Source organism: Streptomyces sp. ALI-76-A, from assembly GCF_030287445.1.
In the GTDB taxonomy this organism is placed as follows: domain Bacteria; phylum Actinomycetota; class Actinomycetes; order Streptomycetales; family Streptomycetaceae; genus Streptomyces.
This window is the reverse complement of record NZ_JASVWB010000002.1, coordinates 5769861-5796056: the sequence shown is the minus strand read 5'-3', so window position 1 is coordinate 5796056 and position 26196 is coordinate 5769861. Positions and strand designations below refer to the sequence as shown.

The following is a 26196-nucleotide window of genomic DNA, read 5'->3' as shown; positions in this document are numbered from 1 at the left end:
CTGTGCGAGGGGGTGCGCATACGGCGGGTGCACCCACGCCTGCCGTACGGGTCGGCGGCAGCCGGCACGCGGCGCCTTGCGCTGGGGCGGTCATCTCGGTTCACCCGGCCGGGCGTGAGCCGAGGCCCGCGTCAGCGTGCGGGTCGCGTGGATCAGGAGGATCAGGGCGCCCATGCCGCAGACGAGGGTCTGGATGGCACCCGGTCCCCAGCTGTCGGTGGCGGCCCGGACCGGGGTGGAGAGGGCATCGCAGCCGGGAAGGCGCGCTGCGAAGACCGTGGCCAGGGCCACCGCCTGGGTTGCGGCGGTGGCGGTGAGGACGACTCTCGGGCCCCGGCGGAAACCGTGGACGGTGAGGAGACGGGCGAGGAACAGGAGGGCGCCGAGCGTGGCGGTCCGGCCGTAGGAAGGTGCTTCGCCGAGGGCCTCGCCCGATACGGCCAGGAGGGCGGTGAGAGCGCCGACGAACAGGGCCGACGTACCCAGCAGCAGGGGGCGTACGGAAGCGGCGAAGTCCTCCAGGCGTCGGCTGCCCGTCAGTCTGCGGCGGGCGCGGACGGCGAGGAGGTGAGCGCTCCAGGCGGCGGGTGCGCAGGCCCAGGCGAGAGCCAGGAGGGGGGCGATGGCGAGGGGCCAGGGCGCGTCCGTGGTGCCGTCGGGGAGGCCGTCGGGGCCGCCGGTCAGCGCCGCACCGAGCAGGCCGTCGCCGAGGACGGCGTAGGCGAGGAGCCAGTAGGTCCAGGTGCTGGTGCCGTTGGGGTGGGTGCGGGTTCTGGTGGCGAGCGGGCCGCGGGTGAGTGCCGCGCGTACGCCCAGGGCCACGCCGAGGGCCCCGGCGGCGGCGACGGCCAGGCGCGCCTGGCCGTGGGTGACGTGCAGGCCGACCACCGTGGCCGTGCAGAGAGCGCCGGGCAGGAGGGTGAGCAGGACCCAGTCGGCGCGGGCCCGGGTCGTGTCCTGCGGGGCGGGGCACGGAGACGTCTCGCCGTCGCGGGGAACGCGGGCGTACATCTCCTCAGCGAGGGAGAAGACGTCACGGTGGCGGAAGCGGGCCGCGGTGCGGTCGGTGACTCCGTGGGCCTCCAGACCTGCCGCGATCTCCAGGGGGTCGACCGCTCGTTCGCACAGGTCTCGGTGGCGGTGCATCAGAGCCTTCACCGGGTCGGCACCGGGACGGCGGGCGGGGGCGGGGCGATGGGCCACCGCTGCCATGACTACGCCCGTGTGATCGATGTCGTCGCTGTCCCGCCTGGCCGTTGCGCCACGCAAGGCTCCGATGCCGTCGGTGTCGTGCCCGGCGACCGCGTCACGGAAGGCGTGGGCGACGCGGCCGTCCCGCCCAGCGGTCACGTCACGCACGGCGTCGGTGACGCGGCCGGCCCACCCGGAGTGAGCGTCGTCCCTGTCGTGCGTGCCGTCCGCGTCGCGGAGGCCGCCGGACTCGGCACTTGAGCCAGCCTCGGTATCGGCCGGGACGCGGAGGCCGCCTGACTGGCCACCTGAGCCGGCGCCAGGGTCGGCGTCCGAGCCCGGGTAGGGGTCGGCACCTGATCCGGCGCCGGCGTCAACCAGACCCTCACGTCCACCACCACCGGCACCGGCACCAGCACCAGCACCAACCGGTTCGCGTCCCCCTCCGTCCGCCTCCGCCGTGAGCCACTCCTCCGACCGCGTGTCCCACGGTCCGGCGCCGCTCGGGGTTCCGGGTCGGTCCAGTTCGCCCAGCCCGCTCATCACGCTCCCTCCGTCGCGGGGACCGGGGTCGTGGCCCGTACCGGTGGCCCCGCCGTCCAGCCGGGTCCGCCGCAGGGCACGACACGTGCGCCGGGCCCGGTCCATCTGCCGGGTACGTGGGACTCGGCGGGAGCGGCGAACGGCAGGGGCGCGCCGTCGTCGTCGAGGACGACCCGCCGCACCGGGGTGCGCGAGACGATGTCCAGGTAAATGCCGTGAAATGCCGCGACGTTCTGCTCCACGGTGAACAGTTCGAGTGCTCGGGCGCGCGCCGCGGCCCCCAGTCGCGCCCGGCGCCCGGGGTCGCGCAACAGCGCCACGCAGGCCTCGGCGAGCGCCCGCGGGTTGCGCGGGGGCACGACGAGCCCGGTGCCGCCGATCACCTCCACCACCGCGCCGACGTCGGTCGACACCGTCGCGCGGCCGCAGAGCATGGCCTCGACCAGTCCGGTCGGGAAGCCCTCGACGACGCTGGACAGGACGGTCACGGCGCCGGCGGCGTACACGTCGGCGAGGGTCGGCAGGTCCGGCCCGCCCCGCTCCTCGAAGGACACCGGGTTGTCGCCTACGGCGTGCGGGCCGTCGGCCTCGTCGGGGAAGAGCTGCGCCGCCAGCGCCTTGCAGTGCCCGAGGTAGGCGGCCCCCTCGGGACCGGAGGCGGCGCCGACGATCCGCAGTCGCGCCTTGGGCTCCTCCTTGCGGATCTCGGCGAAGGCGTGCAGCAACGACACCAGGTCCTTGGCCGGCTCCACCCGGCCGACCCAGACGAGGGTGTCGGGGTCCGCGCACTCCGTGGACTCGCCGACCTCCGCGAAGGGAGAGGCGTCCATGCCCGGGTAGACCGTGCGGAGCTTGGCGCGGTCGGCGCCGCAGCGCTCCTGCCAGCGGCGGGCGTGCGCGTTGCCGGGCGTGACGACCGCGGCCCGCCCGTACGTCTCGGCGGCGAGCCTGCCGTGGAAGGCGGTGAGGAGGGCCCGCACGGCGGGCGGGGCCTCGGTGGCGGTCAGATAGTGGGTGCGCAGCCGCACACCGTACTCGGTCACCAGCAGGGGTACACCGGCGAAGTGGTGCGCGAGCAAGCCGGGCAGGGCCGCCGGGCCGCCGGAGGTCGCGTGGCACAGGTCGACGGAGCCGAGGCCCTCGTCCTCGTACCAGTCGAGGGACAGGGGGCGCAGGGCGCGCTCCAGGTGCGCGGCGACGGCGAGCAGATCGGGTACGCGCGCCTCACGCGCCGTGCTCGGGGTGCCGGGCGCACGGCAGGCGCGTTCGAGGGCGCGTACGGCGGTCTCGGAGCGGAGGGCGGTCACCAGCCCTCCTTCGTCGCGGGCGAGGTCGGCGAGCCCGTACAGCGCGCTGGCGAAACGGTCCGCCTCCGTCGCCGACGGCTTCTGCGAGGCATCCGTGCCGCCGCCGCTGCCCGCACAGAGCACGGCCGCCAGTTCGCCGTAGCACTCGGCGAACCGCCGGCGTGCGCGCCGCCCACAGGCCCACCCGTCGCCTGTCGTCGCCCGGCCCAGGAGGCTCTTCGGGGCAGCCCTCCACCTGTCGTCGTCGGCCGACCACAGCGGTGCCGTGCGCACCCTGCTGACCTGGGGCGGCAACGGGACCCAGCCCTCGTCCTCCTGGCGCTCGCTGTGGCTGAGCGCGTAGATGTCGAACTCGTGCTGTGCGAGCCCGCGCACGAGCCGGTCGCACCAGAGCCTGGCGTCACCGCTCACATACGGATAGCCGCCCTCCGTAAGCAGTCCGATGCGCACGAGTGCACCCCCGATCTCCCGTATGGGGAGCCGCCCTTGGCTCGGCGGCTCGCAGCGGGACGAACGTATGCGGACAAGGCGGTGGCGCGACGGACGGTTGTCCATCGCGCCACCAAAAGGGGTGAACGGTCGTAACTTTCGCGTGCGGATCGCGTTCTGTCGCGCTAAGGGATCATGCGCCTACGGTTCGTCACCGCAGCCCTCGCGTGTCGGCGTGGGGCCGGCGCCTGCCGCCCCTCACCGCGCGTCACCTCCGGCCGACCCGCCGCCGACTCCCGCCGACCTGCCGCCGACTGCTGTCAACTTCCGGGAAAAGGCCAGGGATTGGCCTTGCACCGGATGCCGTCGTGGTCGAGGAACTTGGTCTGCTGCTGCATGACCGGCGCGAGTTCGCCGTCCTTGTCGCACGTGACGTGGCCGTTGCCGAGCCGGTGGCCGACTTCGTGGTTGATCAACATCTGCCGGTACGCATGGATCGCGTCACCGTAGGTCGTCGACCCCCGCGCCCATCGATACGCGTTGATCATCACGCGATCGGTGGCGGCCGAGTCGCACGACACGTTGTCCACGGTGGTGTCCAGACCGGACTTGGCACACCACTCGGCCGTCGTGCCGGGGCTGGCGAGCGTGATCACGAAGTCGGTCCGGCCGGAGTACACACGCTCGAAGGTATGGGCGCCGTTGTGGGCCCAGCTCCGGTCGTCGTTCAGCGTCTTGTGGACGGCCTGCGCGAAGAGCTCGCCGTCGAGTCCGAGCCCCTGCTCCACGTCCACACGGTAGGTGTGCTTCTGCCCCTTGCCGGGCGCCTTGTCGACGCCGGTGATCGCGTCGAACTTCCCCGAGCCGTCGAGGGTGGCGCCGAGCGGGTACGTCCGGTCCATCTTCTGCTCGTACGTCAGCGGTGCCGCCGAGGCCGATCCGGACGGCGTCGGCCGCTCGCCGACCCGCGAGGCCGAGTCGCGGGCGTCCCGCGCCCGGTCGGCGGCGCTCTGGGTCCGTACGTCGCTGTCGTCACGCCCGTCCGCGACCTGGCCGGCCACGACGATGGCCAGCACGGTGGTGACGGCGGCGGCCGCGATACCGGTGAACGTCCGCCCCTTGCCGCCGTTGGCCGTCGTCGGCTCACCCGACGGCGGCGCGTCGTCGTCACCGCCGTCGACGCCCGCTCCGTCGGGCCACGCGGTGGCCGAGGTGTACGGGTCGGAGGGGTGCGCGGTGGTCCGGACCCGGGGCGCGGAGGCCGTGCCGACTCCGGGGGTGCGCATGCCGAGTCCCGCCGCGGGCGGAAGGGGCCCGGCGGCGGGCGTGCGGGGCGCGAAGACGTCGTCGGCGGACTCGAAGGCGTCGAGGTAGTCCTGGCGTGGGTTCGCCTGCGGGGCCGACCGCTGACGCGGTATCACGGCCCCGGGCCCGGGACCACCGCGCCCGTCGGGCCGTCCGCCCAACGGGCCCCAGCCACCGCCGCGCTCCCGCTGCTCGGGGTGCCCACCACGGACCTGGGGACCGCCGCGGCCAGGCGTGTCGCCGGGAAGCCCGGGGAAGCCATGGGGGGGCGTGCCGTCGGGAGGACGCGGCACCCCGCGCGCGGCCGGGCCCCCGGGGAGCCCGGGGAAACCGTGCGGCGGCGTGCCCTCAGGGAAACGCGGCGCTCCATGAGCGGGAGTCCCGTCAGGCAGACGCGGCACCCCACGCGCGGGGGTGCCGTCAGCGAACGCGGACACCCCTTCAGGAGGCGTCCCGTACCCGGGGGGTCCGCCCGCCGACGGCGTCTGCTGCCCGCGTCGGGCGGGCGGCGGAACCGGGATCCGGCTCCGGCCGCCGGCGCCGGTCACCTGTGTGCCGTTGTCCTTGGTCTCGCCCTTGGGAGCACTCTTGGGGGCAGGTCCACGTCGACTGTGGCGTCCCACGTCCCGCCTCAGCTCCCCGCTCCGGTAGTGCTCGACATCTCGGATCCCCCGCCTGGGACGCCCGCTTCCTCACCGGGGCCACCGGCCCCGCCGTCGGAGGCGCCCGCTCCCCCACGGGAAGCGTCCGTCTCCGCGAGGAGGTCACGGAACGCCTTCGCGACCGTCTCCGGGTACTCCATCATCGCCACGTGCCCGGCCTCCGGCAGAGTGAGCAGGCGGGAGTCACGGAAAGTCCGGGCCGCCCGCTGGGCCATGCGGAAGCCCACTAGTTGGTCCCGGCCACCATAGACGAGGAGCGTCGGAGCGAGAACACGTGCGGCCTGGCGCCACAGCGCGTGCTGGCCGCCCAGGGTGTACGCGTTCACCAGCCCGCGCGCGGAGCGCGTCAACGCGTCCCAGAAGTACGGCAGTCTCAGCCGCCGTTCCATCTCCTCCACCGCGTGCCGGAAACCCTCGGGCGTCACCTTGCTGGGATCGCCGTAGCAGAGCGCCGTGACGCCGCGGACCCGCTGTTCCGCCGTCCACTCCTTGGTGAACCGGGTGAAGAGGCCGGCCACGCCGGGCAGCGCCAGCAGCCCGGTCGGCACGGCGGTGCGCTGGACGCGGATCTCCGGCAGCGCCGGCGAGACGAGCGTGAGCGTGCGCACGAGATCGGGCCGGACCGCGGCGACGCGCGTGGAGACCGCGCCGCCCAGGGAGTTGCCGAAGAGATGCACGGGACCGCGCCCGGAGGCGTCGAGGTAACGGATGACCGCGCGCGCGTGCCCGGTGAGGGAGTAGTCGCCGTCGTCCGGTGGCGGGGAGTCGCCGAAGCCCGGCAGATCGACGGCCTCGCCGTCGACCGCGTCCTCCAACTGCTGCATCAGCGCGGACCAGTTCTGCGAGGAACCGCCCAGCCCGTGGACGTACAGCGCGGGCGGCAGGCCCGCTCGCGCCGGCGGTCGCGAACGGACCGTCAGCGTGATCCCCGGCAGCCCGACCGACCTCAGCCGCTCGCCGTCCGCGACCCTGACGGGCGCCACTTTGGGGAGCACGTTGGCGGGCGGCACGAACGGCGGCTCGGTCGAAGACATGCAGCAATGTTACGAGACGATCACGCACTGGTTCATGTGTTCGCCATCACAGGCGGGTGGCCGGATCGATGGCGTACAGATCGCGTGTCTCCTAGGCTCGAACGCAGGGCACCCGCATGTGGCCCCCTGTCGCACTCAGGGACGTACTAGGAAGGGAGCCCGACATGACCGTTGACCCCAGTGACCCCGAGACGTTCGTCGACGAGGACACCGAGAAGGACCAGGAGATCGCCGTCGAGGCGCCGGAGGCCGACGCGGCCGAGCAGAACGCGGAGATCACGCCGGACCGGGACGATCCGCTGACCGGCGTCGACCCGGACCGCGCGAGCGAGGCGGATCTGGCCGAGCAGGCCCGTGTCGTCTCCCTCGACGAGGACGACTACCGGTGACATGCGGTGACGTGCGGATACGGCCACTGCTGGACCGGAGTGGCGCCACCTGATGCCCGGTAGAGACCGACTTGAAACCTTCTGTGCCGCTTTCCCCGCCGTCCGGTCCGTGAAATTGTGCACTCACAGCGCGCACACCACGGTTACCGAAAAGTACGATGGCCGCGCGGCGCACACCGCGAGTGGACGACATTGGGAGGCGGCGTGACAGCCATCGAGCAGACAGAGGCAGCACGCCCGCGAGGCACGCGCCTGCCGCGCCGTGCCCGACGGAACCAGCTGCTGGGCGCCGCCCAGGAGGTCTTCGTGGCGCAGGGCTACCACGCCGCGGCGATGGACGACATCGCCGAGCGGGCCGGCGTCAGCAAGCCGGTGCTCTACCAGCACTTCCCGGGCAAGCTCGACCTGTACCTCGCGCTGCTGGACCAGCACTGCGAGTCGCTGATCCAGTCCGTGCGCAACGCGCTCGCGTCGACCACCGACAACAAGCAGCGCGTGCGGGCGACCATGGACGCCTACTTCGCGTACGTCGAGGACGACGGCGGCGCCTTCCGGCTGGTCTTCGAGTCGGACCTGACGAACGAGCCCGCGGTACGCGAGCGCGTCGACAAGGTCACGAACGAGTGCGCCGAGGCGATCTGTGACGTGATCGCCGAGGACACCGGTCTCTCGCGCGCCGAGTCGATGCTGCTGGCGTCCGGGCTGGGCGGTCTCGCGCAGGTGGTGGCCCGCTCCTGGCTGCACAGCGACCGCAGTGTCCCGCGCGACCAGGCCGTCCAGCTGCTGACGTCCCTGGCCTGGCGGGGCATCGCGGGCTTCCCGCTGCACGGCACCGACCACCACTGACCCGCACACACGCGGGTGGGGTGTTTGTTCCCGCCCGATGTTCGCTCCTGGCGTTCTCGGGCGGAGCGTGTACGTCCCCTCACCGGGCTAATGTGTGCTGGTACGGCGCGGAAGGTCGCGCACTTCACTGACCGTCGGAGGGACATAGCCGTGGAGGTCAAGATCGGCGTGCAGCACGCGCCCCGCGAGATCGTTCTGGAGAGCGGTCAGAGTGCCGAGGAGGTCGAGCGGGCGGTGTCCGAGGCGCTGGCGGGCAAGTCTCAGCTGCTGAGCCTCGTGGACGAGCACGGCCGCAAGGTCCTCGTGCCGGCCGACCGTCTCGCCTACGTCGAGCTCGGCGAGCCGGCCCCGCGCAAGGTGGGCTTCGGCGCGCTGTAGTCATACGCGAGATCTCGCGCGTGCGCGCGACGGGAGGGGCCCGGCGACCGTGTGTCGCCGGGCCCCTCCCGTTCCTCTCCACGGATGGAGCACACCCCGCGCACCGGCGAGGATTGCATTCCGCAGGTCACGGGTAAGACGGGCTACGACCGTGACGCGCAGTGTGGCCGTGTGGGAGGGACCCCATGATGTTGTTCGAGGCGCTCGGCTCGGCTCTGCTCGGTCTGGTGCTGGCGGCGACGGCGATCCACCGGCTGTCCCACCGCCTGCCCACCCGTTCCCTGGTGCTCGCGACCGGCGTCGCCGGGGGCCTGTTCGGCGCCTTCGTCACGCACAGCGCGCTGGACACCGGGGGTGCCGTCCTGCCCCTCGTCGGCGCCGTGATCGTCTCCGCGGCCTCGCTGTCCCTGCTGCTGCGTCCGGCGGGAAGACTCCGCCGGTCGGCGACCGCCTGACCCGCGGCCGAAGGCGGCACCTGCGAAAAGCGGGGCGACCGGGGCGACGAGCCTGAGGCCGAGGGCCGGGACCACAACCAGCCGAGCCGGTGCCTCGGGACGCCCGCCCGGAACGGACCGATACGCGGCCGCTCCGCCTAGGCGGCCAGTCCCAGCGCCGCCATCCGCTTGGTGTGCGCCTCGGTGATGCGGGAGAACATGCGGCCGACCTCGGCGAGATCGAAGCCGTCCGCGACGCCGCCCACGAGCATCGTCGACAGGGCGTCCCGGTCGGCGACCACCCGCTGGGACTGCGACAGGGCCTCGCCCATCAGCCGTCGCGCCCACAGGGCGAGCCGTCCGCCGACCCGCGGGTCGGCGTCGATCGCCGCGCGCACCTTCTCCACGGCGAAGCCGGCGTGCCCGGTGTCGTCGAGGACGGCGAGGACGAGTTCCCGGCTGTCAGAGTCGAGGCGGGCGGCGACCTCACGGTAGAAGTCGCTGGCGATGGAGTCCCCGACGTACGCCTTGACGAGGCCCTCCAGCCAGTCCGAGGGCGCCGTCTGCTTGTGGAAGCCGTCCAGCGCGGCGACGAACGGCTCCATCGCCAGCGTCGGCTCCTCGCCGATCTCCGCGAGCCGGTCGCGCAGCTTCTCGTAATGGTGGAACTCGGCCGACGCCATCTTCGCGAGCTCCGCCTTGTCCGCCAGCGTCGGCGCCAGTTTGGCGTCCTCCGCGAGCCGCTCGAAGGCCGCCAGCTCCCCGTACGCGAGCGCGCCGAGCAGGTCCACGACCGCGGCCCGGTACTGCGGTTCGGCGGAGGCCCTGGCCCAGTCCTGGGCGGCGACTCCGGTGACCTCGGGGGAAGTGTCTGCGGGGGCGTCAGAGGTGTTGTCAGGCGTGGTCATGAAGCGCACAATAGCCCGCTTGTCGGGCGGCGGAAGTCCCTGGTCGATCACTGTGACGCCGACTACGTGACCAAATCGGCCATCGCATGTGCGCGATTCCGGGGTATGGTGGTAATGCGCCTGCTGAGTACTCTGACGTATCTCGACGGGCCGCACGAATGAGGATGCCCGGTCGGTGGCCCGATCGGCTCCGACCCGACAGCCCTCCTCGTCCGTACGGCGCACTGTGCGTACGGAGTCCGGAGGGGGACCCTCAGCGGTACGAGCGCTAGAGCGTCGGCAGTGGTCCCGTGTCATACGGCTCGCCCGTAAGGCAGTCGACGTCCCCAGCACGGTCCCAGACGACCCCCGCGCTCGCCTCGCACCGCCCACACAGAAGAGGCAGCACCCTGACTACGACTTTCCGAGACCTCGGAATCCTCCCCGAGACGGCCGAAGCACTCGAGGCCGTCGGCATCATGACCCCCTTCCCCATCCAGGAGATGACGCTTCCCGTCGCCCTCTCGGGCAACGACGTCATCGGCCAGGCCAAGACCGGCACCGGCAAGACGCTGGGCTTCGGCCTCCCGCTCCTCGAGCGCGTCACCGTTCCCGCCGACGTCGAGGCCGGCCGCGCCAAGCCCGAGCAGCTCACCGACGCCCCGCAGGCGCTCGTCGTCGTACCCACCCGCGAGCTGTGCACGCAGGTCACCAACGACCTGCTGACCGCGGGCAAGGTGCGCAACGTCCGCGTGCTGGCCATCTACGGCGGCCGGGCGTACGAGCCCCAGGTCGAGGCCCTCAAGAAGGGCGTCGACGTGATCGTCGGCACCCCGGGCCGTCTGCTGGACCTGGCGGGCCAGAAGAAGCTGGACCTCAAGCACATCAAGGCGCTCGTCCTCGACGAGGCCGACGAGATGCTCGACCTGGGCTTCCTGCCCGACGTCGAGAAGATCATCAACATGCTGCCGGCCCGCCGCCAGACCATGCTGTTCTCGGCGACCATGCCGGGCGCGGTCATCGGCCTCGCGCGCCGCTACATGTCGCAGCCCACGCACATCAGCGCCACCTCGCCGGACGACGCGGGGCAGACGGTCCGCAACACCGCGCAGTTCATCTACCGCGCGCACAACATGGACAAGCCCGAGATGGTCGCGCGCATACTGCAGGCCGACGGCCGAGGACTGGCCATGGTCTTCTGCCGCACCAAGCGGACGGCGGCCGACCTGGCCGACCAGCTCCAGCAGCGCGGTTTCGCCTCCGGCGCGGTCCACGGCGACCTCGGCCAGGGCGCGCGCGAGCAGGCGCTGCGCGCGTTCCGCAACGGCAAGGTGGACGTCCTCGTCTGCACCGACGTCGCCGCGCGCGGCATCGACGTCGAGGGTGTCACCCACGTCATCAACTACCAGTCGCCGGAAGACGAGAAGACGTACCTGCACCGCATCGGCCGTACCGGCCGCGCGGGTGCCAAGGGCATCGCGATCACCCTCGTCGACTGGGACGACATCCCGCGCTGGCAGCTCATCAACAAGGCGCTGGACCTCGGGTTCAACAACCCGCCGGAGACGTACTCCACCTCCCCGCACCTCTTCGAGGAGCTCAGCATCCCCGCGGGCACCAAGGGTGTCCTGCCGCGCGCCGAGCGCACGCGTGCCGGACTCGGCGCGGAGGAAGTGGAGGACCTGGGCGAGACCGGCGGCCGCGGTGCGCGCGGTCGTGGTGACCGGGGCGGGCGCGGCGGCCAGGACAGCCGGGGCGGCCGAGGTGACCGTGGAGGCCGGGACGAGTCCCGGTCCGCCGACAGCGAGCGTGCCGCCCGCACGCCGCGTCGCCGTCGCCGTACGCGCAGTGGGACGCCGATGGACGCCACGGCGCCCTCCGCGGGCGCCGAGCTGAGCGTGCCGGCGACGAACGAGCCGGCGGTCGAGTCGGCGGTCACACCGGTCTCGTCGGAGGACACCGCGCCCCGCGCCCCGCGTCGTCGCCGCCGTACCCGCGGCGGCGCGCAGGGCGAGGTCCTGCCGACGGCCGCGGGTGTCGAGGCAGTGGTGCCCGAGGCCCCCCAGGCGCCCGAAGCAGCCGCGCAGACCGCCGTCACGACGGCCGAGGGCACGGTTGCCGTGGACGCTCAGGAGGCACCGGCCAAGACGCGTCGGCGCCGTACCCGCAAGCCCGCGGAGGCGGCGGTCACGCCGTCCGAGCCGGCCGCGACGCCCGTGACCGTGGAACCGGTCGCGGAGGCGGTGCAGGTCTCGGAGGCGCCCGCGGTGTCGGAGCCCGAGGCTCCCGCCACCGCACCGCGCCGTCGTACCCGCAAGGCAACGGCCACGGCGACGACCTCGGCCGCGGCCGAGACCGCCGTCGACGCCGCCGAGGGGACGACCGAGGCCGCCCCGGAGACCGCGGAGGCCAAGCCCCGTCGTCGTACCCGCAAGGCCGTGGCGGCTCCCGCCGAGGCCGAGGCCGCTGTCGACACCGTCGAGGCCACCAAGGCCACGCCGCGTCGCCGTACGCGCAAGGCCGCCGAGCCCGCGCCGGTCGCGGACGTCACCGCCGGGATCCCGGCCCAGACGACCCAGGAGCCGGAGCCCGCCGCGGCCGGGCCGCGCCGTACGCGCAAGACCGCGGCGCCGGCCGAGGCGGCGGTGGACAGCGCAGAGGGTGCCGAGGCCAAGCCCCGGCGCACCCGCAAGACCGCTGCCAAGGCCGAGGCCGAGGTCGAGGTCAAGGCCGAAGCAGCCGTGGACGCGGCCGAGGCCGCGCAGCCCGCGCCCCGTCGCCGTACCCGCAAGGCCGCCGTGCCCGCCGTGACAACGGAGAGCGCGGAGCCGTCGGACACCGCGGAGGCCAAGCCGCGTCGCACCCGGAAGACGGCTGCCGCCGCTGCCACGGACGCGGCGGAAGGTACCGAGGCCAAGCCTCGCCTCACCCACAAGGCGGCGGCGGCCAAGGCCGCCGACGACATGGCCGAGGCGGCCGAGGCCAAGCCCCGGCGCGCCCGCAAGACCGCTGCCAGGACCGCTGTCAAGGCCGAGGCCGCCGTGGACACGGCGGAGGGCGCCGAGGCGAAGCCCAAGGCGCGTCGGACCCGCAAGGCCACGCCTGCCGCGGAGTCCGCCGCGGCGGCCTCCGCCGCCGGCATCCCGGCGCAGGCCTCCGAGGAGCCGGAGGTCACGCCCCGGCGCCGGACCAGCAAGGCGACGGCGGCTCCCGCCGAGGCCTCGGGCGAGACGGCCGAGGCGAAGCCGAGGGTACGTCGGGCCCGTAAGGCCACGGCCGCCACGGAGCCCGCGGACAGCTGATCCCCTGTCCGACGGCCCGGTTCACCTCCCGTGAACCGGGCCGTCGGCGTTCGGCCCCGGGTCACCCGCTACGCTCCCCCCGTGAGCCGTCGCGTCTCCTTCACCCCGCCCCCGGGCGCCCGCGCGTACCCCCTGCGCACCGCGCGCGGTGACTTCGCCGTCGTCGATTCGCCCCTGGGCCCCGGAGCCGAGACGAAGGGGACGGTGCTGATGCTGCCCGGGTTCACCGGCAGCAAGGAGGACTTCACCCTGCTGCACGAGCCCCTCGTGGCGCGCGGATACCGGGTCGTGGCCGTGGACGGACGCGGGCAGTTCGAGTCGGACGGGCCCGAACTCGACGAGTCCGCCTACGCCCAGGACCAACTGGCCCGGGACGTGCTCGCGCAGGCCGAGGCCCTCGGGACGCCCGTGCATCTGCTCGGGCACTCCCTCGGCGGACAGATCGCCCGTGCGGCCGTCCTGCTCGACCACTCCCCCTTCCGTTCGCTCACCCTCGTCTCCTCCGGCCCGGCGCAGATCTCCGACTCCCAGCAGCAGCGCGTGAAACTGCTGCGGGACGCGCTCGCCGTGATGGGCATGGCCGAGGTGTGGGAGGCGATCCAGGCGATGGGGCCGCCGGAGGAGGTCGGCGGGCCCGCCCTCGGCATCGGGGACGCGGACCAGCTGCGCCGTCGCTGGCTGGGCACCAGGCCGGCCCAACTCCTCGCCACCGGCCGCCAGTTGTGCGGCGAACCGGACCGCGTCGCCGAACTGGCCGCCGTCCCGCTGCCGTTCCACGTGCTGTCCGGCGCCTACGACGACACCTGGCCGGTGGCGCTCCTGGACGCCATGGCCGTACGGCTGAGGGCCCGCCGGACGGTCATTCCGGGCGCCGAGCACTCCCCGAACGCGGACCAGCCCCTGCCGACCGCCCGCGCCCTCGCCGACTTCTGGGACACCACGGCGGACACCACGGCGGACGCCCCGCGGAAGACGCCTTAGCACGGCGTCGGCACAGGCGGCCCCGCCGGCACCGCGTCCGCGCAACAGGCCGCCGGTACCTGCCGGTACCCGGCAGCCCCGCCAGTACCCGCTAGTACTGCGTCCGCAAGTGGTCCCAGAACCCGTCCCGCAGGGACCGGCGCAGGTCGGACTGGCCCCGGAGGGAGTACTGGAGCAGGCCCTCCGCCTCCACCAGCAGGTCCTGGTCCACGGAGCCGGGCAGATACGGATGACCCGGCAGGAGTTCCACCAGTGCCTCGCGGCCTCGCGCCGCCAGCCACTTCGCCGCGATCTGCGCGCCCACGAACCGGACGTCCTCGCGGGCGGGCCGGGCCGCCGCCGCCTCGTAGGCGGGAGCCGCGCGCCGGGAGACGTACGGCTTGAAGAAGTCGAGGTCGAAGGTGCGCTGGCTGTCGACCTCCCAGAGCAGCGGTTCCGCCTGGTTGCGGCCCTCGGGTGCCTCGATGCCCCACAGGTGCACGCGGGCGCCGTACCCCTGTGCCGCCTCCACCGCCGAGACCAGGTCCTCGTCGCCGCCGAGCAGCGCCGCGTCGCTGATGGCGCGGTGCCGGGCGAGGGACTCCAGGTCGGAGCGGATCAGCGAGTCGACGCCCTTCTGCTGGTTGTTGGCGTTCAGGTTGCCGAGGCGGACCTTCACGTCCGGGAGTTCGGCGATCGACTGCTGCTCCGCGGTGTGGATGCGGCGCCTGGCGCCGTCGTACCAGTAGACCCGCAGCAGCCGGCTGTCCGCGAAGATGATGCGGGCCCGGTCGATGAGCGCCTCGATCAGGCCCTCGGTGTCGAGCTCGAAGGCGCGGCGGTCCTCGGTGCCGGCGACGAGCCGTCCCGCGGCCGCGTACAGGTATCCCGCGTCGACGAAGATCGCATGGGTCGAGGGTGTCTTCGCCACCTCGGCGAGCATGCGCTGCAACAGCTCGTTGGTGCGGTCGATGCGGGCGCTGAGGGCCGCGAGGTCGTCGTTCATTGGCTCCATTGTCCCGGCGGTCACGCTGCGAACACAACCGGTCCCGGTCAGTCTCCTTCCTGTCCTTCCACACCGCTTACCGGTCAGTAATTAGCTGTTCGAAAAATTTCCTTAGCGTAGGGAATGCTTGTAACACGCATCCCGTTGACTACGTAGGGAACACGGACATCGATGCTCCGTGAGGCACCCACCGAGTAGTTCTCCTCAGGAGGATGACCAGACGAAGGGAGAAGCCCTTGCGCTTCGAAATCATGCGACTCGACGACGTCGACGGCACGGCCGTGGACAGCACCGTCGTGGACGCCGCCTCCGTCAACCGTATCGTTCAGCAGGCTGCCGCGATCGGGCAGCGGCTGTGGATCCGCCCGGCCGAGACCTCGGCCTCGTAACACCAGGATCCCTCTACAGGTTTCAGAGCCCCCTCCGGCACCGCTGCCGGCCGGGGGCTCTGCGCGTTCCCGAGTGTCAGCTCGCCTGGATGACCTGCGTGACCCCGTTGATGATCTGCTGGACGGCGATGGCGGAGAGCATCATGCCCGCGAGGCGCGTCACCAGGACCACGCCGCCGTCCTTGATGACCCGGATGATCAGCAGCGAGTACCGCATCACCACCCACAGCACGACGTGGATGGCGAGGATCGCCGACCACACCGACACCTGGGTCGCGACACCGCCGGCCTGCTGCACGGCCAGGATCACCGACACGATGGCGCCCGGCCCGGCCAGCAGCGGGATGCCCAGGGGGACGAGCGCCGCGTTGACGTCCTTGGTCTGCTTCGGCTCGTCCGTCTTGCCGGTGAGCAGGTCCAGGGCGATCAGCAGGAGCAGCAGCCCGCCCGCGATCATCAGCGCGGGCACGGAGACGTGCAGGTAGTCGAGGATCTGGTGTCCGAGCAGACCGAACACCGTGATCACCCCGCCGGCCACGCAGACGGCCTGGAAGGCCATCCGCTTCTGCACCTTGGCCGGGCGCCCGGCGGTCAGCGCGAGGAAGATCGGGGTGATCCCGGGGGGATCCATGATGACGAAGAGGGTCAGGAAGAGGGAGCCGAAGACGGCGACGTCGAACATGAGGGCCTTGCGCAGGAGGGATGGACGGAACGGACGTGGACGCGAGGGGGGTGGGCCTCAGGTCCCGCCGGCCCCCGGAACGGGGAAGGCGCCCGTCGCCCGCCGCGTGATCTCCCCGTACACCTCGGGGTCCGTCGTGTACTCGCCGAGCACGCAGGTCTTGCGGCTGCCGTGGTAGTCGCTGGAGCCGGTGGTCACAAGCCCCAGCTCCGCGGCCAGCCCGCGCAGCCGGACGCGCGCCTCGGCGTCGTGGTCCATGTGGTCGACCTCGATGCCGTCCAGCCCGGCCGCGGCCATCTTCGCGATCACGGCCTCGGGCACGGTACGGCCCCGCTTGGCGGCCGCCGGGTGCGCGAACACCGCGACCCCGCCCGCGCCCTTGATCAGCCGGATCGCCTCGAAGGGGTCGGTCTCGTGCTTCGCCACATGGGCGCGGCCACCGTCGCCCAGCCAGTCCCGGGTGAAGGCGTCGTTCACCGTCGGGACGACCCCGAGTTCGACGAGCGCGGTCGCGACATGCGGGCGGCCGACCGAACCGTCGCCGGCGATGCGCGCCACCTGATCCCAGGTGACGGGCACGCCCAGCTCCTGGAGCCTGGCGACCATGCCGCGCGCCCGCGGCACCCGGTCGTCCCGCACCAGCTCGCGCTCGGCGAGCAGCGCCGGCTCCTCGGGATCGAACAGGTAGGCCAGCATGTGCATGCTGATGCCGTCGACACGGCAGGACAGCTCGGCGCCGGTGACCAGGGTGAGCCCTCGCGGCAGCGCGGCGATCGCGTCGGCGTGCCCGCGGGTGGTGTCGTGGTCGGTCAGCGCGACGACGTCCAGACCGGCCGCGGCGGCGTTGCGCACCAGCTCGGCCGGCGTGTCCGTACCGTCGGAAGCGGTGGAGTGGCAGTGCAGGTCGATGCGCACGGCGAACTCCAGAGCAAGGGAACGGAAGCGGACGTTCAAAGGATAACCGGATGTCCGAGCCCTCTTGTCACACCCGCAACGGCCTAGCGCCCCCTACGAAACGCGTGGGGCCCGGTCCTCCCGGACGCGGGAATCCGGGGCCACCTCACACCGCACTCGCGGGGCCCTACGGCTTCAGCAGACGCGGCGACAGCGCCCCGCACGGCACCAGCTCCACCTCCGCGCCCGCGTCCCGCAGATCGGTCAGCACCAGTTCGTCGTACATCAGCATGCCGGACTGCTCGGGCCACACCACCGCCCACAGCCACATGCCGAGCGCCTCGCCGGCGAAGACCGCGCGGTCGTCCGGCGCGCCGGAGACCAGCCAGAGCGGGGTCGGGCGGCCGGCGGCCAGCACCTTGGTCTGGGGCGGCTTCTCGACGTTCAGGTACGGCCCCGGGTCCGGGCCGTCGACGCCCGCGTACCGCGCGCCGAGACCGACGCCGAGCTCCTCGGCCACCAGGACCAGTTCGCCCATGCCGCCGAGCGGTCCGGGACCGGAGCAGGCCACCGCCGTGGCCCGGCCGCCGCTGCGGTCGTCGCCGGCGCAGGCCACGCCCGTGAACAGCCAGCCGACCGGCAGCGGCCACGGCATCCACACCGGCACCTGCGTGCGGTGCACCACGACTCCGAGGGCCTCGACGCTGGGCGGGATCACGGGCTGCACCGGGTGCACGCTGCCGTGCACATCGCACTGCCAGGTATCGGCGAATAGTCCGGGAGCCCTGACCCGGCCACCACACTTCGGGCAACTGGGTTCGCCCCTCATAGCGCCCCACGGTCCTACCCCTGCCCCGCCACGTCAAGGGACGATCACCCGTCCGGGCGGAAGCCGCCCACCCGGCCCAAGACAAGTGGGTCGCATGGATCAGCCGAGCCAACTTGCTATGTGCATCTACCAACCATCTCGGCCGCCGCCGCGCCGTTCTTCGCGCCGAGGATCGAGGAGTGGACCGACATCCGGGTCCCGTTCGTGGTGGCGGCGGTCACCGCCGCGCTCGGCGCCCTGGTTGTCCTCGTACGGCGGAAGACGCTCGCGCACGACGCCGAGGAGCCGGAGCCACGGCACGCGACGGAGGACGGGGTCACCGTCTTCACCAACTGATGTCGTCCGGCCATCGGTTGGTGACCTTCCTCACGCGGGGGGATCAGTCCAGTGGGACGGACCTGCGGGACGGATCCCGAAGATCCGTCCCGTTCGTCAGCCAGCGCTCCCGCAGGGCCTGCGCGCCGTGCACCCGCTTCCAGGCGGCCTCGTTCGGGGTCATGGGCAGGAGCGGCAGGAACCGCACCGGGTCGAGGGGCTCGTCGAGGTCCAGGTCCTCCACCAGGCCGCCCGGCTCGGCGACCAGGACCGAGGTGAAGGGGGCGCCGGGCCACAGCGGCTCACCGACGTCCAGGGAGGCGCCCGGCGCCACGATCACGCCCTCGACCTGCGGGGAAGCGGCGAGCACGGCGAGCGGTCGGAGCGCCTTGTCGGTCTCGGCGCGGCCGGCGCGCACGGAGAGGATCAGCTCGGCGCGCGGCCCCTTGACCGGGTCGGCGAGCATCGCGGTCGGGTCGCTCATCGGCTGGGCGGACATGCCGAGCGAGGCGTAACGGACGACGTCCCCCTCCTGGAAACGCAGCACCTCGATGCGGTCCGTACCCAGAAAGGTGACCGCCGCGCGCGCGTCCGGCTCGCCCAGCGCGGTGCGCAACCGGGCCTCGACCAGAGGAAGAACATCGACCATGCGGTGAGCATAGAACTCGTCAGTACCGGGCGAACCAGCGCCTTGACACTTCGGTCGGCTGCTACTCTGGGCCGGTGGTTCGGGGCAGCACGCAGAAGCGTCGCGGTCAAGCCCCGACGCCGATGGGACTCCCTCACGAGGGACCGGCCGGAGGAGGTGGGGCTGCAATGGACCGAAGTCGACCGTGCAGTAGCACCCGCTCTTCCCGCCGCTGATGTAGCTGCCCCGGCTCTGGCTGACTGCCACCTCTCGCACTCACTGCACCGCGGAAGAGCGCTTCGTTTCGTCTTACCTGATCTGTCTGATCTGCCTGCCTGAATCAGTACCTGTATCAGTAGCGAAGCTCGCCACCGCGACGGTGCGGTGCTCCCCGCTTTGTGGACGTGCCAAACATCCGCAGCCAGGACGTCCCCATTCCGGGTAGTTCCACCCGTCGTCGGCGGCCTTTCGTTGCCTGTCACGAAGGAGCCAGCCCATGTCGATGATCCGCGACCTGCGTGCCGTCGTCCGCCCGTCCCGCGTCTCCCTGCGCAAGGACACCGGCCTGTACGACACCACCCGTGACCCCTTGACGCCCTCCGCCGTCATCGACTGCGCCGTCTACCGCGACGGCTCCCGCCTCGAGACGCCGACGCCGCTGACTCCGCACGAGGCGATGCGCGTGGTGCGCCGCGACGGCGGCTTCGTGTGGATCGGCCTGCACGAGCCGACCGAGGCCGAGTTCTCCGGCATCGCCAGTGAGTTCGGACTGCACCCGCTGGCCGTGGAGGACGCGGTGCAGGCCCACCAGCGGCCCAAGCTGGAGCGCTACGACGACTCCCTGTTCACCGTGTTCAAGACCATCCACTACGTCGAGCACGACCGGGTCACCGCCAACAGCGAGGTCGTCGAGACCGGCGAGGTCATGTGCTTCACCGGCCGGGACTTCTTCATCACCGTCCGGCACGGCGGCCAGGGCTCCCTGCGAGCACTGCGCCACCGGCTCCAGGACGACCCGGAGCTGCTCGCCAAGGGCCCCTCGGCGGTGCTGCACGCGATCGCGGACCATGTCGTGGACGGTTACATCGCGGTCGCCGACGCGGTGCAGGACGACATCGACGAGGTGGAGACCGAGGTCTTCTCGCCCGGCCGACGGGGCGGGGTCTCGCGCGGTGTGGACTCGGCGGGGATCTACCAGCTCAAGCGGGAGGTGCTGGAGTTCAAGCGGGCGGTGTCGCCGCTGCTGCGGCCCATGCAGCTGCTGAGCGAGCGGCCGATGCGGCTGATCGACCCGGACATCCAGAAGTACTTCCGGGACGTCGCCGACCACCTCGCCCGCGTCCAGGAGCAGGTCCTCGGCTTCGACGAACTGCTCAACTCGATCCTCCAGGCCAACCTCGCGCAGGCGTCCGTCGCGCAGAACGAGGACATGCGCAAGATCACCTCGTGGGCCGCGATCATCGCCGTGCCGACGATGGTGTGCGGCGTGTACGGCATGAACTTCGACCACATGCCGGAGCTGCACTGGAAGTACGGCTACCCGGTGATCATGTCGGTCACGGTGGCCCTCTGTGTGGGCATCCACCGCACCCTCAAGCGCAACGGCTGGCTCTGAGAGCTCCTGGTTAGGCTGAGCCCATGACTAGCGAGCTGCTCGACCAGGCCCTCGTCGAGGAGGCCACGAAGAAGTCCGGCCTCATCTGGGTCAGGGGTCCCGGCGGCCCGGCCCGCGCCCTGTGGCACGTCTGGCACGAGGGCGCGGCCTGTCTGGTCGGCGACGGACCCGGTGAGCAGCCGCTGCCGGGGCTGGCCGAGGGCACCGAGGCCGAGGTCACGGTCCGCAGCAAGGACAAGGGCGGCCGGCTGGTCTCCTGGACGGCGAAGGTCGTGGAGCCGGCGCCCGGGTCCCCGGCGTGGGACGCGGCGGTCGCCGAGCTCAAGGGCAAGCGCCTGAACGCGCCCGACGGCGAGGCGATGACGGAGCGCTGGGCGCGCGAATGCCGGGTGCTCCGCCTGGAGCCGACCGGCGTGCGGGCGCCGTTGCCCGACGGCGACCTGGCCGCTCCTCCCCTGCCGACACCGGCGACCACCCGACAGGCCATCCCCGCGGGACTGCCCAGGCTGCTGCTGAAGCGGCGCAAGAAGCGGTGACCGCCGGGACGAGCGGTGACCGACGGGACCAACGGTGACCGCTAGGACGTCGGCAGCTGCTTGCCGTAGTCCACGGTCTCGTCCTCGTCCGGTTCGGCCAGGGGAAAGTCCTTGCCCCAGGCCGAGAAGGTCAGGGTGCCCGCGCCTCCCGCCCGCACCAGGCGGACCGGGTACGGCGTGCCCTCCAGGGAGACGTCCAGGGTGCCGCCGGAACCGTCGTCGCCGGTGATGCGGATCGTACGGACGCCCGCCTGCTGGTGGCGGCCGTCCGTCGCCACCGTGCCGTGCAGGGTCAGCAGACCGTCGAGGAGGACGTCCATGTCCGTGAAACCGCTGAACTTCTTGTACGAGGGATCGCCCTGCGGCACCTTCACGTACTTGTCGCCGAGCTTGTCGGCCGCCGCGTCCGTCCCGGAGCCGGAGCCGTCGCCCTTGCCGTCCGCGTCGGTCCAGAAGTCGGCGTCCGCCTTCAGGAAGAGCGCCTCGCCGACCCGCAGCAGCTGGAAGGTGGCCCCCTCCGCGGTGACCGACCCGGAGGCCCCGTCGGCCTTCAGCCGCATGTCGAGCCGGTACGTACGGCCGCTGGCGACCACGTTGCCGGACAGCCGCACGGCGTCGGCGGCCTCGGCGGCCGTCCGGGTCCGGGACTGGATCTGCTCGGCCGGCAGCTTGCCGACACCGTTGGTGCCCGCGTCCGGGTCCTCGCCGCCGCAGCCCGTCAGCACCGTCACGCCCAGGGCGCACAGCGCGCCCGCCGAAGCGGCCCTGGGGGCACGGCGCCGGGGAATCGCAGTCACAGGTGGGGCTGCCTTTCTGACGAAGGACCTTCAGCGGCGTACGGCAGCGTACCGGGGCCGCGCGGTGCCGACGGAGCCAGTCCGTCCGGACCGCTCACCAGGGCGTATCCGATCGGGACGGGCTAGCCTGAAGCCCATCCGAGCGGGCAATTCGGAAAAGAGACCCATCAGGCAGCCCACGATGCGACTCCTGACGAACCCCGCACGAAAAGGAAGCACAGCCATGGCAGCCGGCGCCCCCCGGATCTTCGTCTCGCACCTGTCCGGCGTCGCCGTCTTCGACCCGACCGGCGACCAGGTCGGCCGCGTGCGCGACCTGGTCGTGATGCTGCGCGTGGCCCGGCGCCCGCCACGCCTGCTCGGGCTGGTCGTCGAACTCGCCACGCGCCGCCGGATCTTCCTGCCCATGACCCGGGTGACCAGCATCGAGTCCGGCCAGGTCATCACCACCGGCGTGCTCAACGTCCGCCGTTTCGAGCAACGGCCCACCGAGCGGCTGGTCTTCGGCGAGCTCCTCGACCGGCGCGTCACGCTGGTGGAGACCGGCGAGCAGGTCACCGTCCTGGACCTGTCGGTGCAGCAGCTGCCGGCCCGCCGGGACTGGGAGATCGACCGCGCGTTCGTCCGCAAGGGCGGCAAGGGCGGCGCCTTCCGGCGCAAGGGCGAGAGCCTGACCGTCGAGTGGTCCGCCGTCACCGGGTTCTCCCTGGAGGAGCACGGACAGGGCGCGGAGAGCCTCCTGGCCACCTTCGAGCAGCTGCGCCCGGCCGACCTCGCGAACGTGCTGCACCATCTGTCGCCCAAGCGGCGCGCGGAGGTCGCCGCCGCCCTCGACGACGACCGTCTCGCCGACGTGCTCGAAGAGCTCCCGGAGGACGACCAGATCGAGATCCTCGGCAAGCTGAAGGAGGAGCGCGCCGCCGACGTCCTGGAGGCCATGGACCCGGACGACGCGGCCGACCTGCTCGCCGAGCTGCCGACGGAGGACCAGGAGCGGCTGCTGAGCCTGATGAAGCCCGCCGACGCGGCCGACATGCGGCGCCTGATGGCGTACGAGGAGCACACGGCCGGCGGTCTGATGACGACCGAGCCGATCGTGCTGCGGCCGGACGCCACCGTCGCCGACGCCCTCGCCCGCGTCCGCAACGCCGATCTGTCCCCCGCCCTCGCCGCCCAGGTCTACGTGTGCCGCCCGCCCGACGAGACGCCGACCGGCAAGTACCTGGGCACGGTCCACTTCCAGCGGCTGCTGCGCGACCCTCCGTACACCCTGGTCAGCTCGATCATCGACGACGACCTACAGCCCCTCGACCCGGACGCGACGCTGCCGCTGGTCGCCGGGTTCTTCGCGACGTACGACATGGTCGCGGCGCCCGTCGTCGACGACTCCGGGGCGCTGCTGGGCGCGGTGACCGTGGACGACGTGCTCGACCACATGCTGCCGGAGGACTGGCGGGAGACCGAGTTCGACCTCGACGAGAACGAGACCGGGGAAGCGGACCAAGGCACCGCCGACGAGGAGCAGGACCGGGGGGTGGCTTCCGATGACGCCTGACCGTGAGACCGGGTCTCGCGAGCGCACGCCCGCCGGGGCCACCGCGAGCACCCGCCACCGCACCCCGCGTCTGGACCAGCCCCGGCCGACCCGGCGCCGGGTGCTGCCCGAGTGGGATCCGGAGGCCTTCGGCCGGCTGTCGGAGCGCATCGCGCGCTTCCTGGGCACGGGACGGTTCATCGTCTGGATGACGATCGCCATCATCTGCTGGGTGCTGTGGAACATCTTCGCGCCCCGCGACCTGCGCTTCGACAGCTACCCCTTCATCTTCCTGACGCTGATGCTGTCCCTCCAGGCCTCCTACGCGGCCCCGCTGATCCTGCTCGCGCAGAACCGGCAGGACGACCGCGACCGGGTCAATCTCGAACAGGACCGCAAGCAGAACGAGCGGTCCATCGCGGACACCGAGTACCTGACCCGGGAGATCGCCGCGCTCAGGATCGGCCTCGGCGAGGTGGCGACCCGTGACTGGATCCGCTCGGAGCTACAGGACCTCGTGAAGGAATTGGACGAGCGGCACGACGGCCATGTCGTATTCCCGGCAGAACGGTCGCGGGTACGTGACGCAGACGACCGGTGACAGGCTTCCCCAGGGCCGTGTGCGGCGCCGTACCATCGACCCTATGGCTACGGAAGACGCGGTGCGTGAAGCACTGGCGACGGTGAACGACCCCGAGATCAACCGACCCATCACCGAACTCGGGATGGTCAAGTCCGTGGAGATCGGCGCGGACGGAGCGGTCGCGGTCGCCGTGTACCTGACGGTCTCCGGCTGCCCCATGCGCGAGACGATCACGCAGCGGGTGACGGACGCCGTCTCGGCGGTCGAGGGCGTCACCCGCGTCGACGTCGAACTCGACGTCATGAGCGACGAACAGCGCAAGGAGCTGGCGTCCGCACTGCGGGGCGGCCAGACCGAGCGTGAGGTCCCCTTCGCCAAGCCGGGCTCGCTCACGCGGGTGTACGCGGTCGCCTCCGGCAAGGGCGGCGTCGGCAAGTCCTCGGTGACGGTGAACCTGGCGGCGGCGATGGCGGCCGACGGGCTGAAGGTCGGTGTCGTGGACGCCGACATCTACGGCCACAGCGTGCCGCGCATGCTGGGCGCCGACGGCCGTCCGACCCAGGTCGAGAACATGATCATGCCGCCGTCCGCGCACGGCGTGAAGGTCATCTCGATCGGCATGTTCACCCCGGGCAACGCCCCGGTCGTCTGGCGCGGCCCGATGCTGCACCGCGCCCTCCAGCAGTTCCTGGCGGACGTCTACTGGGGCGACCTGGACGTCCTGCTGCTCGACCTCCCGCCGGGCACCGGCGACATCGCCATCTCGGTGGCGCAGCTGGTCCCGAACGCGGAGATCCTGGTGGTCACCACGCCTCAGCAGGCGGCCGCCGAGGTGGCCGAACGGGCGGGCTCCATCGCCGTCCAGACCCACCAGAAGATCGTCGGCGTGGTCGAGAACATGTCCGGCCTGCCCTGCCCGCACTGCGACGAGATGGTCGACGTCTTCGGCACGGGCGGCGGCCAGTCGGTGGCGGACGGCCTGACCCGTACGACGGGCACGAACGTCCCGGTCCTGGGCAGCATCCCGATCGACGTCCGCCTGCGCGAGGGCGGCGACGAGGGCAAGCCGGTGGTCCTGACCGATCCGGACTCCCCGGCGGGCGCCGCGCTGCGGGCCATCGCCGGCAAGCTGGGCGGACGGCAGCGGGGCCTGTCGGGCCTGTCGCTGGGGATCACGCCCCGCAACAAGTTCTGACCTCGGTACGAGCACGGGGGCGCCGTCACCGGACGGCGCCCCCGTGCTCGTGTCCCCGGCTACGCGTAGGCCGAGATGTCCTTGATCATCGCGAACCCGAGTCCGTACGCGCTCATCCCTCGGCCGTACGCGCCCACGTGCACGCCCTCCTGAGTGGGTCCAGCGAGCACCCAGCCGAACTCGGACTCCCGGTAGTGGAAGGGCGTGGGCACCCCGTCCACCGGGAGGGAGAGCGTCGACCAGTCGGAGCCGTCCAGGTCGTCGGCCAGGGCCCACGCCGTCTCGGTCTGCTGCTCCAGCCAGTCGTCCCGCAGTGAGTGGTCCATCTGCCCGGGCCAGGTGAACGACAGCAGTCCCACCCCCGCGAGCCAGGCCGCCGAGGACACCGACGTGGCCTCCAGCAGCCCCGTACCGTCCGCGCTGCGCCGATCGGGATTCGCCGCGACGGTGACCACCACCGCGAACTTCCCCTTGTCCTCCGTGCCCTCGTTCCGTACGGAGGGCTCGTCGCCGTGCCCGATCGAACCGTGCTCGACGGCCCCGTCGGCCGCCGTGCCGACCTGCATCAGCCAGCGCGGCCCCGTGAAGGCCTCGTCGAGGCCGTACCACGGGAAGGGCGCCAGCAGGTAGCCGTCGACCGTGCGCCGGGCGGAGGGGACCTGTTGTCCGCCCTCCGCGACCGGCGTCTGCGCGACTGCCCGACTCGTCGTCTCCATGTGCCCGGACGCCTCCTCGCTCTCGTCGGGCCGGACGGCCCACCCCCCTTCGGGCGTACTCGTCCGGACCGCACAACAACTCGGCAGCATAGCCACCCCATCCCGAGCAGCAGGGAAAGCACCCGGCGCGCGGGGCGTCCGGAGGGTCCGTTGCGGCCGTACGGCGGCGGGAACGAGTATGAAACGCGTCACGTACCGACGCGCCGGGCCTTCGCTCAGGTGGCGTCCGCGTCGAAGGGCGGACGGTCGTCCTCGGGCTTCTCGGGCTTCTTCGTCATGTCGAGGCCGCCCCCGGAGGACCCGGAGGCCGCGGTCGTGGCGGAATCCGCGTCGCGGCCGTGCACCGCGTCGGTGACCTCGGCCATCTCCTTCTTCAGGTCGAAGCCGTTGCGGATCTCCTTGAGCCCCAGTTCGTCGTTGTCCAGCTGCTTGCGGATGAACGTCTTGGGGTTGAGGTCCTCGAACTCGAAGTCCTTGAACTCCGGGCCCAGTTCCTGCCGGATGTCCTGCTTGGCGCTCTCCGAGAACTCACGGATCTTGCGTACGGTCCGCATGACGTCCTGGATGACCTTCGGGAGCTTGTCCGGACCGAAGACGAGCACGGCGAGGACAACGAGCGTGACCAGCTCGAGCGGTCCTATGTCATTGAACACCTGAAGCTCCTTGCGATGTCCTCGGTCCGCGGCCCTCGGTGGTCTGTGCGGTCGTCCGTGGTCCGGGCCGGGTCCACGGTACCCGGCCATCGCGTACGACCGGTACTGTCCCGGGCGTTCCGACTGCGTCCGGACGGTGGCTCTCCCGCGTTCTCCT

General features: G+C 72.2%; 25 protein-coding genes and 1 pseudogene. 13 read left to right on the top strand and 13 right to left on the bottom strand.

Annotation, left to right across the window (positions count from 1 at the left end; translation table 11 throughout):
• Positions 1-90 precede the first annotated feature (90 nt).
• From QQS16_RS27025 to QQS16_RS27010, 4 genes are all read right to left on the bottom strand, one after another.
• Positions 91-1212, bottom strand: a complete 1122-nt coding sequence (locus tag QQS16_RS27025; RefSeq protein WP_286066471.1) for a hypothetical protein — start codon at positions 1210-1212, stop codon at positions 91-93.
• 521 nt (positions 1213-1733) lie between these two features.
• Positions 1734-3491, bottom strand: a complete 1758-nt coding sequence (locus tag QQS16_RS27020; protein WP_286064582.1) for a DUF3492 domain-containing protein — start codon at positions 3489-3491, stop codon at positions 1734-1736.
• Positions 3492-3790: 299 nt separating this feature from the next.
• The gene (locus tag QQS16_RS27015) at positions 3791-5398 is read right to left on the bottom strand and encodes a DUF3152 domain-containing protein (protein ID WP_286064581.1); all 1608 of its coding nucleotides are present in this window, start codon (positions 5396-5398) and stop codon (positions 3791-3793) included.
• Between the two features lie 8 nt (positions 5399-5406).
• Positions 5407-6471, bottom strand: coding sequence for an alpha/beta fold hydrolase (locus QQS16_RS27010; protein ID WP_286064579.1), 1065 nt, complete (start codon positions 6469-6471; stop codon positions 5407-5409).
• Between the two features lie 164 nt (positions 6472-6635).
• On the opposite strand from QQS16_RS27010, the gene QQS16_RS27005 reads away from it, so the two are divergent.
• The 4 genes from QQS16_RS27005 (at position 6636) to QQS16_RS26990 (ending at position 8539) form a co-directional block, all read left to right on the top strand.
• Entirely contained in the window at positions 6636-6860 is a 225-nt protein-coding gene (locus QQS16_RS27005; protein ID WP_286064577.1) for an Rv3202a family protein, read from the top strand.
• A 204-nt stretch (positions 6861-7064) separates the two neighbouring features.
• Positions 7065-7706 (top strand): TetR/AcrR family transcriptional regulator, encoded by a 642-nt coding sequence (locus QQS16_RS27000; protein WP_286064575.1) that lies wholly within the window; start codon positions 7065-7067, stop codon positions 7704-7706.
• 150 nt (positions 7707-7856) lie between these two features.
• The gene (locus QQS16_RS26995; RefSeq protein WP_019754243.1) at positions 7857-8084 is read left to right on the top strand and encodes a DUF3107 domain-containing protein; all 228 of its coding nucleotides are present in this window, start codon (positions 7857-7859) and stop codon (positions 8082-8084) included.
• Positions 8085-8272: 188 nt separating this feature from the next.
• Positions 8273-8539 carry a hypothetical protein gene (locus QQS16_RS26990; protein WP_286066470.1) on the top strand — a complete coding sequence of 89 codons (267 nt, stop codon included), beginning with the start codon at positions 8273-8275 and terminating at the stop codon, positions 8537-8539.
• A gap of 137 nt (positions 8540-8676) precedes the next feature.
• Here QQS16_RS26990 and QQS16_RS26985 read toward each other — a convergent pair whose 3' ends face one another.
• Positions 8677-9435, bottom strand: a complete 759-nt coding sequence (locus QQS16_RS26985; RefSeq protein WP_286064570.1) for a ferritin-like fold-containing protein — start codon at positions 9433-9435, stop codon at positions 8677-8679.
• Positions 9436-9908: 473 nt separating this feature from the next.
• Between QQS16_RS26985 and QQS16_RS26980 the strand changes: the two genes are divergently transcribed.
• On the top strand, positions 9909-12707 hold the full coding sequence (locus tag QQS16_RS26980) for a DEAD/DEAH box helicase (RefSeq protein WP_286066469.1): 2799 nt from the start codon (positions 9909-9911) through the stop codon (positions 12705-12707).
• Between the two features lie 81 nt (positions 12708-12788).
• Positions 12789-13688, top strand: a complete 900-nt coding sequence (locus QQS16_RS26975; protein WP_286064568.1) for an alpha/beta fold hydrolase — start codon at positions 12789-12791, stop codon at positions 13686-13688.
• A 91-nt stretch (positions 13689-13779) separates the two neighbouring features.
• On the opposite strand, the gene QQS16_RS26970 is transcribed toward QQS16_RS26975, so the two are convergent.
• On the bottom strand, positions 13780-14673 hold the full coding sequence (locus QQS16_RS26970; RefSeq protein ID WP_286064566.1) for an NYN domain-containing protein: 894 nt from the start codon (positions 14671-14673) through the stop codon (positions 13780-13782).
• Between the two features lie 236 nt (positions 14674-14909).
• Between QQS16_RS26970 and QQS16_RS26965 the strand changes: the two genes are divergently transcribed.
• Positions 14910-15062: a DUF8834 family protein gene (locus QQS16_RS26965; protein ID WP_217241068.1), complete on the top strand. Its 153-nt coding sequence runs from the start codon at positions 14910-14912 to the stop codon at positions 15060-15062.
• 76 nt (positions 15063-15138) lie between these two features.
• Here the strand turns inward: QQS16_RS26965 and QQS16_RS26960 are convergent, their stop codons facing one another.
• The 3 genes from QQS16_RS26960 to QQS16_RS26950 all read right to left on the bottom strand — a co-directional run bounded on the left by QQS16_RS26960 (position 15139) and on the right by QQS16_RS26950 (position 17467).
• Positions 15139-15744 carry a MarC family protein gene (locus QQS16_RS26960; protein WP_286064564.1) on the bottom strand — a complete coding sequence of 202 codons (606 nt, stop codon included), beginning with the start codon at positions 15742-15744 and terminating at the stop codon, positions 15139-15141.
• Between the two features lie 57 nt (positions 15745-15801).
• Positions 15802-16659 carry a PHP domain-containing protein gene (locus tag QQS16_RS26955; protein WP_286066468.1) on the bottom strand — a complete coding sequence of 286 codons (858 nt, stop codon included), beginning with the start codon at positions 16657-16659 and terminating at the stop codon, positions 15802-15804.
• A gap of 166 nt (positions 16660-16825) precedes the next feature.
• The gene (locus QQS16_RS26950; RefSeq protein ID WP_286064563.1) at positions 16826-17467 is read right to left on the bottom strand and encodes a DUF6758 family protein; all 642 of its coding nucleotides are present in this window, start codon (positions 17465-17467) and stop codon (positions 16826-16828) included.
• 138 nt (positions 17468-17605) lie between these two features.
• On the opposite strand from QQS16_RS26950, the pseudogene QQS16_RS26945 reads away from it, so the two are divergent.
• Positions 17606-17803, top strand: a pseudogene (locus QQS16_RS26945) (MFS transporter); the annotation flags it as partial.
• Positions 17804-17846: 43 nt separating this feature from the next.
• Here the strand turns inward: QQS16_RS26945 and QQS16_RS26940 are convergent.
• Positions 17847-18431, bottom strand: a complete 585-nt coding sequence (locus QQS16_RS26940; RefSeq protein WP_286064561.1) for a suppressor of fused domain protein — start codon at positions 18429-18431, stop codon at positions 17847-17849.
• 475 nt (positions 18432-18906) lie between these two features.
• Here QQS16_RS26940 and QQS16_RS26935 point away from each other — a divergent pair, with 475 nt between their 5' ends.
• Together QQS16_RS26935 and QQS16_RS26930 are read left to right on the top strand one after the other, a co-directional pair.
• The gene (locus tag QQS16_RS26935) at positions 18907-20025 is read left to right on the top strand and encodes a magnesium and cobalt transport protein CorA (protein ID WP_286064559.1); all 1119 of its coding nucleotides are present in this window, start codon (positions 18907-18909) and stop codon (positions 20023-20025) included.
• Positions 20026-20048: 23 nt separating this feature from the next.
• On the top strand, positions 20049-20561 hold the full coding sequence (locus QQS16_RS26930) for a hypothetical protein (protein ID WP_286064558.1): 513 nt from the start codon (positions 20049-20051) through the stop codon (positions 20559-20561).
• Positions 20562-20602: 41 nt separating this feature from the next.
• Here QQS16_RS26930 and QQS16_RS26925 read toward each other — a convergent pair whose 3' ends face one another.
• Positions 20603-21358 carry a hypothetical protein gene (locus QQS16_RS26925; RefSeq protein ID WP_286064556.1) on the bottom strand — a complete coding sequence of 252 codons (756 nt, stop codon included), beginning with the start codon at positions 21356-21358 and terminating at the stop codon, positions 20603-20605.
• Positions 21359-21581: 223 nt separating this feature from the next.
• Between QQS16_RS26925 and QQS16_RS26920 the strand changes: the two genes are divergently transcribed.
• From QQS16_RS26920 to QQS16_RS26910, 3 genes are read left to right on the top strand one after another with little or no spacing between them, the layout of a single operon-like run.
• Positions 21582-22913, top strand: a complete 1332-nt coding sequence (locus QQS16_RS26920) for a magnesium transporter MgtE N-terminal domain-containing protein (RefSeq protein ID WP_286064554.1) — start codon at positions 21582-21584, stop codon at positions 22911-22913.
• Positions 22903-23493, top strand: a complete 591-nt coding sequence (locus QQS16_RS26915) for a DUF1003 domain-containing protein (RefSeq protein WP_286064553.1) — start codon at positions 22903-22905, stop codon at positions 23491-23493. Before QQS16_RS26920 ends, QQS16_RS26915 begins: the two co-directional genes overlap by 11 nt.
• A 43-nt stretch (positions 23494-23536) precedes the next feature.
• Entirely contained in the window at positions 23537-24670 is a 1134-nt protein-coding gene (locus QQS16_RS26910) for an Mrp/NBP35 family ATP-binding protein (RefSeq protein ID WP_286064552.1), read from the top strand.
• Between the two features lie 59 nt (positions 24671-24729).
• On the opposite strand, the gene QQS16_RS26905 is transcribed toward QQS16_RS26910, so the two are convergent.
• Both QQS16_RS26905 and QQS16_RS26900 read right to left on the bottom strand, forming a co-directional pair.
• Positions 24730-25386, bottom strand: a complete 657-nt coding sequence (locus tag QQS16_RS26905; protein WP_286064550.1) for a hypothetical protein — start codon at positions 25384-25386, stop codon at positions 24730-24732.
• A gap of 215 nt (positions 25387-25601) precedes the next feature.
• On the bottom strand, positions 25602-26039 hold the full coding sequence (locus tag QQS16_RS26900) for a sec-independent translocase (protein WP_286064549.1): 438 nt from the start codon (positions 26037-26039) through the stop codon (positions 25602-25604).
• Positions 26040-26196 lie beyond the last annotated feature (157 nt).

Coding starts and splice junctions, on each gene's coding strand:
- QQS16_RS27025 (WP_286066471.1), bottom strand. CDS start 1,212: ATGGCAGCGGTGGCCCATCGCCCCGCCCCCGCCCGCCGTCCCGGTGCC.
- QQS16_RS27010 (WP_286064579.1), bottom strand. CDS start 6,471: ATGTCTTCGACCGAGCCGCCGTTCGTGCCGCCCGCCAACGTGCTCCCC.
- QQS16_RS27005 (WP_286064577.1), top strand. CDS start 6,636: ATGACCGTTGACCCCAGTGACCCCGAGACGTTCGTCGACGAGGACACC.
- QQS16_RS26990 (WP_286066470.1), top strand. CDS start 8,273: ATGTTGTTCGAGGCGCTCGGCTCGGCTCTGCTCGGTCTGGTGCTGGCG.
- QQS16_RS26980 (WP_286066469.1), top strand. CDS start 9,909: ATGACGCTTCCCGTCGCCCTCTCGGGCAACGACGTCATCGGCCAGGCC.
- QQS16_RS26970 (WP_286064566.1), bottom strand. CDS start 14,673: ATGAACGACGACCTCGCGGCCCTCAGCGCCCGCATCGACCGCACCAAC.
- QQS16_RS26960 (WP_286064564.1), bottom strand. CDS start 15,744: ATGTTCGACGTCGCCGTCTTCGGCTCCCTCTTCCTGACCCTCTTCGTC.
- QQS16_RS26950 (WP_286064563.1), bottom strand. CDS start 17,467: ATGAGGGGCGAACCCAGTTGCCCGAAGTGTGGTGGCCGGGTCAGGGCT.
- QQS16_RS26940 (WP_286064561.1), bottom strand. CDS start 18,431: ATGGTCGATGTTCTTCCTCTGGTCGAGGCCCGGTTGCGCACCGCGCTG.
- QQS16_RS26935 (WP_286064559.1), top strand. CDS start 18,907: ATGTCGATGATCCGCGACCTGCGTGCCGTCGTCCGCCCGTCCCGCGTC.
- QQS16_RS26930 (WP_286064558.1), top strand. CDS start 20,049: ATGACTAGCGAGCTGCTCGACCAGGCCCTCGTCGAGGAGGCCACGAAG.
- QQS16_RS26920 (WP_286064554.1), top strand. CDS start 21,582: ATGGCAGCCGGCGCCCCCCGGATCTTCGTCTCGCACCTGTCCGGCGTC.
- QQS16_RS26915 (WP_286064553.1), top strand. CDS start 22,903: ATGACGCCTGACCGTGAGACCGGGTCTCGCGAGCGCACGCCCGCCGGG.
- QQS16_RS26910 (WP_286064552.1), top strand. CDS start 23,537: ATGGCTACGGAAGACGCGGTGCGTGAAGCACTGGCGACGGTGAACGAC.
- QQS16_RS26905 (WP_286064550.1), bottom strand. CDS start 25,386: ATGGAGACGACGAGTCGGGCAGTCGCGCAGACGCCGGTCGCGGAGGGC.